Origin of the sequence: Trebonia sp. (assembly GCF_030042015.1) — a bacterium.
Taxonomy (GTDB): domain Bacteria; phylum Actinomycetota; class Actinomycetes; order Streptosporangiales; family Streptosporangiaceae; genus Trebonia.
The window spans coordinates 1-5,435 of the sequence record NZ_JASIAL010000441.1 but is presented as its reverse complement, the minus strand read 5'-3'; the positions used below and the strand labels follow the sequence as shown (position 1 = coordinate 5,435).

Annotated in this window: 4 protein-coding genes and 2 pseudogenes; 5 read left to right on the top strand and 1 reads right to left on the bottom strand. The window is 74.6% G+C overall.

The annotated features are described in order from the left end of the window. The 4 genes and pseudogenes from Q1N79_RS23935 to Q1N79_RS23920 form a co-directional block, all read left to right on the top strand. Positions 1-793, top strand: a pseudogene (locus Q1N79_RS23935) (primosome assembly protein PriA); the annotation flags it as partial. Positions 794-876: 83 nt separating this feature from the next. Beyond that, a complete protein-coding gene (gene def, locus Q1N79_RS23930; RefSeq protein ID WP_300612646.1) occupies positions 877-1,410 on the top strand; it encodes a peptide deformylase in 534 nt (177 codons plus the stop codon). Positions 1,411-1,425: 15 nt separating this feature from the next. Further along, a complete protein-coding gene (gene fmt / locus Q1N79_RS23925; RefSeq protein ID WP_300612644.1) occupies positions 1,426-2,364 on the top strand; it encodes a methionyl-tRNA formyltransferase in 939 nt (312 codons plus the stop codon). A gap of 2 nt (positions 2,365-2,366) precedes the next feature. Next, complete coding sequence (locus Q1N79_RS23920) at positions 2,367-3,887, top strand: transcription antitermination factor NusB (protein WP_300612642.1); 1,521 nt, start codon at positions 2,367-2,369, stop codon at positions 3,885-3,887. A 29-nt stretch (positions 3,888-3,916) separates the two neighbouring features. On the opposite strand, the gene Q1N79_RS23915 is transcribed toward Q1N79_RS23920, so the two are convergent. Next, positions 3,917-4,909, bottom strand: coding sequence for an aldo/keto reductase (locus tag Q1N79_RS23915; RefSeq protein WP_300612640.1), 993 nt, complete (start codon positions 4,907-4,909; stop codon positions 3,917-3,919). Positions 4,910-5,048: 139 nt separating this feature from the next. Between Q1N79_RS23915 and Q1N79_RS23910 the strand changes: the two are divergent. Continuing rightward, positions 5,049-5,435: pseudogene (locus Q1N79_RS23910) on the top strand (hypothetical protein); the annotation flags it as partial.

Genomic DNA, 5,435 nt, shown 5'->3' with positions numbered 1-5,435 from the left:
CTCCCGGTGCGGCGGGCCGTTGCGGCTGGCCGGCCAGCACGCGGCGCCTGACTGCCGGTGGTGCGGCACCCTGGCCGGCGGCTGGAGCTGCCCGCGCTGCGGCCATGACGGGATCCGCGCGATCGTGACCGGCGCGGTCCGCACCGCCGAGGAGCTGGGCCGGGCGTTCCCCGGCGTCAAGGTGCGCACGTCGGGCGGCGCGGCGGTGATTCCGGCCGTGCCTGACGAGCCGGCCCTGGTCATCGCCACTCCGGGAGCCGAGCCGTCCGGCCGGTACGCCGCCGCCCTCCTGCTCGACGGCTGGGCGCTGCTCGGCCGCCCCAGCCTGCGCGCGGGCGAGGAGGCGCTGCGCCGCTGGCTGGCCGCGGCGGCCCTGGTCCGGGCCGGGGGGACGGTGCTGGTGCACGCCGATGCCGGGCTGCCCGCCGTGCAAGCGCTGATCCGCTGGGATCCAGTAGGTTTTTCCGAACGGGAGCTCGCTGACCGCGGCGAGCTAGGCTTCCCCCCGGCCGTGCGCATGGCGGCGGTGACCGGCTCGGCGGCGGCGGTAGCGAGCCTGCTGTCCGGCGTGGCGCCCGGGTTCGAGGTGCTCGGCCCGGTCCCTGTCGACCGCGCCGGCCCCTCGTCCGCCGGCCAGGCGGGTACCGAAGAGCAGGTCCGCGCCCTCGTCCGGGCGCCCCGGTCGCGGGGCGCGGCGCTGGCCGCGGCGCTGCACGCGGCCCAGTCAGCGCGCAGCGCCGCCAAGGAAGGCGGCGGCGTCCGGGTGCAGCTCGACCCGGCCGAGGTGATCTAGGCCGCCGATAGACTTCAGGTGAACAAGCGTTTGCCAGCTGGTGGGCAGGCGCGTGCCCGACTCAGGAGGATTGTCCGTTGCTAATGCCCATCCGGCTGTTCGGCGACCCGGTGCTGCGCACGCCTGCCGAGCCGGTTGTCGACTTCGACGCCGAGCTCCGCAATCTGGTGCGGGACCTCACCGAGACGATGCTGGACGCGCCTGGCGTGGGCCTGGCCGCGCCGCAGGTCGGCGTCGGCCTGCGGGTGTTCACCTATCACGTGGACGACGAGCCCGGCCACCTGGTCAATCCGGTGCTCGCCCTGTCCGGCGACGAGGAGACGGACGACGAAGGCTGCCTGTCGCTGCCCGGCCTGCAATACCCGACCCCGCGCGCGCCGCGGGTCGTCGCCAGCGGGTTCAACATGCACGGCGACCCGGTCACGGTCGAGGGCACGGAGCTCCTCGCCCGCTGCATCCAGCACGAGACCGACCACCTCGACGGCATCTTGTTCATCGACCGGCTGGACAAAAAGCAGCGCAAGCTCGCCATGAAGGCCATCAGGGAAGCCGAATGGTCCGGCGAGCCTGTCCCGGAGATCAGGGTCTCGCCGCACTCCACGCAGCGGATTCCCTGAAGGGGCGTGCCTTAGGTGCGGCTGGTCTTCGCCGGGACCCCGGCCGTCGCGGTCACCGCACTGCGCGCGGTCCTCGCCTCGCGGCATACCGTCGAGGCGGTCGTCACCAGGCCGGACGCGCCGGCCGGCCGCGGCAGGCGGGTCGAGCCGTCCCCCGTCGCGGCGCTGGCCCGTGACAGCGGACTTGAGGTGCTCACGCCGCGGCGGCCACGCGAGCGCTGGTTCCTGGACAGGCTGCGCGAGATCGCCCCGGACTGCTGTCCCGTCACCGCCTACGGCGCGCTGCTGCCGCAGGCGGCGCTGGACATTCCGCCGCACGGGTGGGTGAACCTGCACTTCTCTGTGCTGCCCGCCTGGCGCGGCGCCGCGCCCGTGCAGCACGCGATCCTGCACGGGGACGACATCACAGGCGCCACCACATTCCGCCTTGTCGCCGAGCTTGACGCCGGACCCGTCTTCGGCGTGCTGACCGAGGCCGTGCGGCCCGCCGACACCTCGGGCGACCTGCTCGGGCGGCTCGCGGCCTCGGGGGCCGAACTGCTGGTCGCCACGCTCGACGGGATCGAGGAAGGGTCGCTGCGCGCCGTGCCGCAGCCCGCCGAGGGCATCAGCTTCGCCCCGAAGCTCACCCCGGCGGACGCCCAGGTGGACTGGAAGCTGCCCGCGCACCTGATCGACCGGCAGATCCGCGCCTGCACACCCGACCCGGGCGCGTGGACGGCATTCGGCGGGGAGCGGATGAAGCTGTGGCCGGTGACGCTGAGCGCGGCCGGCGCCCCCGAGGGGCTCGGCACGGGGGAGTTGCACATCGAGCGCGGCGCCGTCTACGCGGGCACCGGCTCGCACCCGGTGCTCCTTGGCGATGTGCAGCCCCCGGGCAAGCGCCGCACGCCCGCCGCCGACTGGGCGCGCGGCCTGCGCGGCGATCAGGCTACGCGCCCAGGCTTCGGCTGACGATGACAGAAAGGCGACAGACACGGCGCCGTCCGGCACCCGGGCACCGCGGCCAGGCAGCGGGCAGGCGCACCGCGGCGCCCGCCCGGTCACGACCCCGCGGCGCTGACCTGCCACGGCGCGCGGCATACGACGTGCTGGCCGCCGTGGCCGACCGCGCCGCCTACGCGAACCTGCTGCTGCCGAGGCTGCTGGCCGAGCGCTCGATAACCGGCAGGGACGCCGCGCTGGCCACCGAGCTCGCCTACGGCACGCTGCGCGGCCTCGGCACGTACGACGCCGTTCTCGCGGCGTGCAGTGACCGCCCGCTGGACAGACTCGACCCGCCGGTGCTGCATGTGCTCAGGCTCGGCGCGCACCAGCTGCTCGCCACCCGCGTCAGCAGCCACGCCGCCGTCGCGACCTCGGTCGACCTCGCGAAGGCAGCGGCCGGCCCGCGGGCCTCCGGATACGTCAACGCCGTCCTGCGCCGGGTTTCCACCAGGGATCTCGACCAGTGGCTCGCGGTCGTCGCCCCCGCCCAGGAGTCCGATCCGGACGGCTACCTCGCCGTGCGCTACAGCTACCCGCGCTGGGTGGTCGGCGCGTACCGGGACGCGCTCGGCACGGCGGCCGAGCGCGAGCTGGCCGCGGCGCTCGCCGCGGGCAACGAGCGGCCGCGGGTGACGATGGCCGCCTTTCCCGGCGGAAGCCACAGGGACGAGGTCATGCCGGACGGGGCGGAACCGTGCCGCTGGTCGCCGTTCGGCTTCACGCTGCCCGCCGGCGACCCGGCGGACCTGGTCGCGGCGGGACAAGCCTGGGTGCAGGACGAGGCAAGCCAGCTTGCCGCCCTCGCGCTCGCCCGCGCGCCGCTGGCCGGCGGCGACCGGGCCTGGCTGGACATGTGCGCGGGCCCGGGCGGCAAGGCCCGGCTGCTGCAGGGCCTTGCCGGGCGCGCGGGCGCGCGGCTGGTCGCCGCCGACGTGCATCCGCATCGCGCCGCGCTGGTCAAGGCGGCGCTTGCGCGATCAGGGTCGGGTGCCTCCGGCGCCCCCGGCGCCCGCAGCGCCCGCAGCGCCCGCAGCGCCCCAGCCGACCCAATCGGCTCCGCCGCCGTGCTGGTCGCGGACGGCCGGCGCCCGCCATGGCGCGACGGCGGGTTCGACCGGGTGCTCGTGGACGTGCCGTGCTCTGGCCTCGGCGCGCTCCGGCGCCGCCCCGAGGCCCGGTGGCGCAAGTCAGAAACCGGCCTGCCCGCCCTCGCCGAGTTGCAAGGCGCCCTGCTGCGGTCCGCCCTCGCGGCCTGCCGCCCTGGCGGCGTGGTCGCCTACGTGACGTGCTCACCCGTCACGGCGGAGACGCGGGACGTGGTAGATGCGGTGGCCGGCGCCGCGGCAGGTACCGAGATCCTCGACGCGCCCGCGGCGCTTCCCGACGTTCCAGACGTCCGTTCGCCCAGCCCGCGCTTCGCCCAGTTGTGGCCGCACCGGCATGGCACCGACGCGATCTTCATCGCGCTGCTGCGCCGCGGCACAGGCTGAATCAGGCCTGCGCGCCGAGAGCCGCGCACCTACCTGCCCGCGTCTCCCAGGCGGTACTCGTGGGTGAGCTCGTCCAGCTGCCCCTTCAGGTCAGGGTCGATCCGGTAGTCGGCGGCGGCCAGGCTGGCGGCGAGCTGCCCCGGGCGGCTGGCCCCGATGATGGGCGCCGTGACCGCCTTGTTGGCGAGCACCCACGCGACCGACAGCGTGACCAGGCCGACCCCGGCCTGGTCCGCGAGCTTGCGCAGCGCCTCGACCGTGTCGAAGGCGCGCTCGTTCCAGTAGCGCTCCTGGTAGAGCTGCCCGGCCCAGCCGAGCGTGAACCGGCTGCCCTCGGGGGGCGGGGCGCCGCGGACGTGCTTGCCGGACAGCAGCCCGCCGGCTATCGGGTTGTAGGGGATCACGCCAACGCCGTCCTCCTCGCAGAACGGCAGCATCTCCCGCTCGATCTGGCGGAACAGCAGGTTGTACCGCGGCTGTACCGAGTCGAACCGGGCCAGCCGCAGCGTCTCGCTGCGGCCGATCGCGCGCACCAGCTGGTAGGTCAGGAAGTTCGAGCACCCGATGTAGCGGACCTTGCCCTGGTGCACTAGGTCGTCAAGCGCGCCAAGCGTCTCGTCGATCGGCGTCGCGGTGTCGTACCCGTGCAGCTGGTACAGGTCGATGTAGTCGGTCTGCAGGCGGCGCAGCGAGGCGTCCACGGCGGACAGGATGTGCTTGCGGGAGTTTCCCGCGTCGAACGGCGCCGGGCCGGTCGGCGCGAAGCACTTGGTCGCGATGATGAAGCGGTCCCGCCTGCCGCGCAGCCAGCGGCCGATGATCTCCTCGGTGCGGCCGCGGCTGGCCAGGTCCCCGCCGAGCGGGTAGGCGTCGGAGGAGTCGAGGAAATCGACTCCGGCCTCGGCCGCCGTGTCCATGATCTCGATCGCGGTCGCCTCGTCGCTTTGCAGCCCGAAGGTCATCGTCCCCAGGCACAGCCGGGATACCTGCAGGCCGCTCCGGCCAAGTCTGACGTGTTCCATGACTGGCACGCTACCGCCGGTCCGCGCGGCGCGGCGATGCGGGCCGCCAGAAACCCGCGCGCATACGTGCCCCCGGCCGCAACCGGCGCGCGCCGTCAAGCGTCTGCAGGGTCAGGTACACCGCAGCGGAGGTAGGCCGATGAGACGACGTGGCCAGGTGGCCGGCGCGATATCGAGTGCGTTCATCGCGCTGTTGACGATGGCATGCGCGGGGGCCGCGCCGGCATCCGCGCCAGCGGGGCACGGGACCACGCAGCCACCCGCCGCGGCGCGGGCGAGTACCCCGGCACCGGCGAGCACGCCGCCACGGCCGCAGGCGTTCGAGCCTGCGGGCGCGAGCTTCGTCTCGCCCAGCCTCGGCTGGGTCCTTGGGAGCACCGGCTGCGCGGACTGCGCCGGACTGCTGATGACCACCGACGGCGGCAGTCACTGGACGGCGCTGCCGGCCCCCCCGGCCGGGATCGGTTACGACACCCAGTCACCGGAGGCGGTAACGGACGTGGCCTTCGCCGACGCGAGGAACGGC

Excerpts from the sequence above, each read along its gene's own strand:
- Q1N79_RS23915 (WP_300612640.1), bottom strand. The coding sequence starts at position 4,909 with ATGGAACACGTCAGACTTGGCCGGAGCGGCCTGCAGGTATCCCGGCTG.
- Q1N79_RS23920 (WP_300612642.1), top strand. The coding sequence starts at position 2,367 with ATGACAGAAAGGCGACAGACACGGCGCCGTCCGGCACCCGGGCACCGC.
- def (WP_300612646.1), top strand. The coding sequence starts at position 877 with ATGCCCATCCGGCTGTTCGGCGACCCGGTGCTGCGCACGCCTGCCGAG.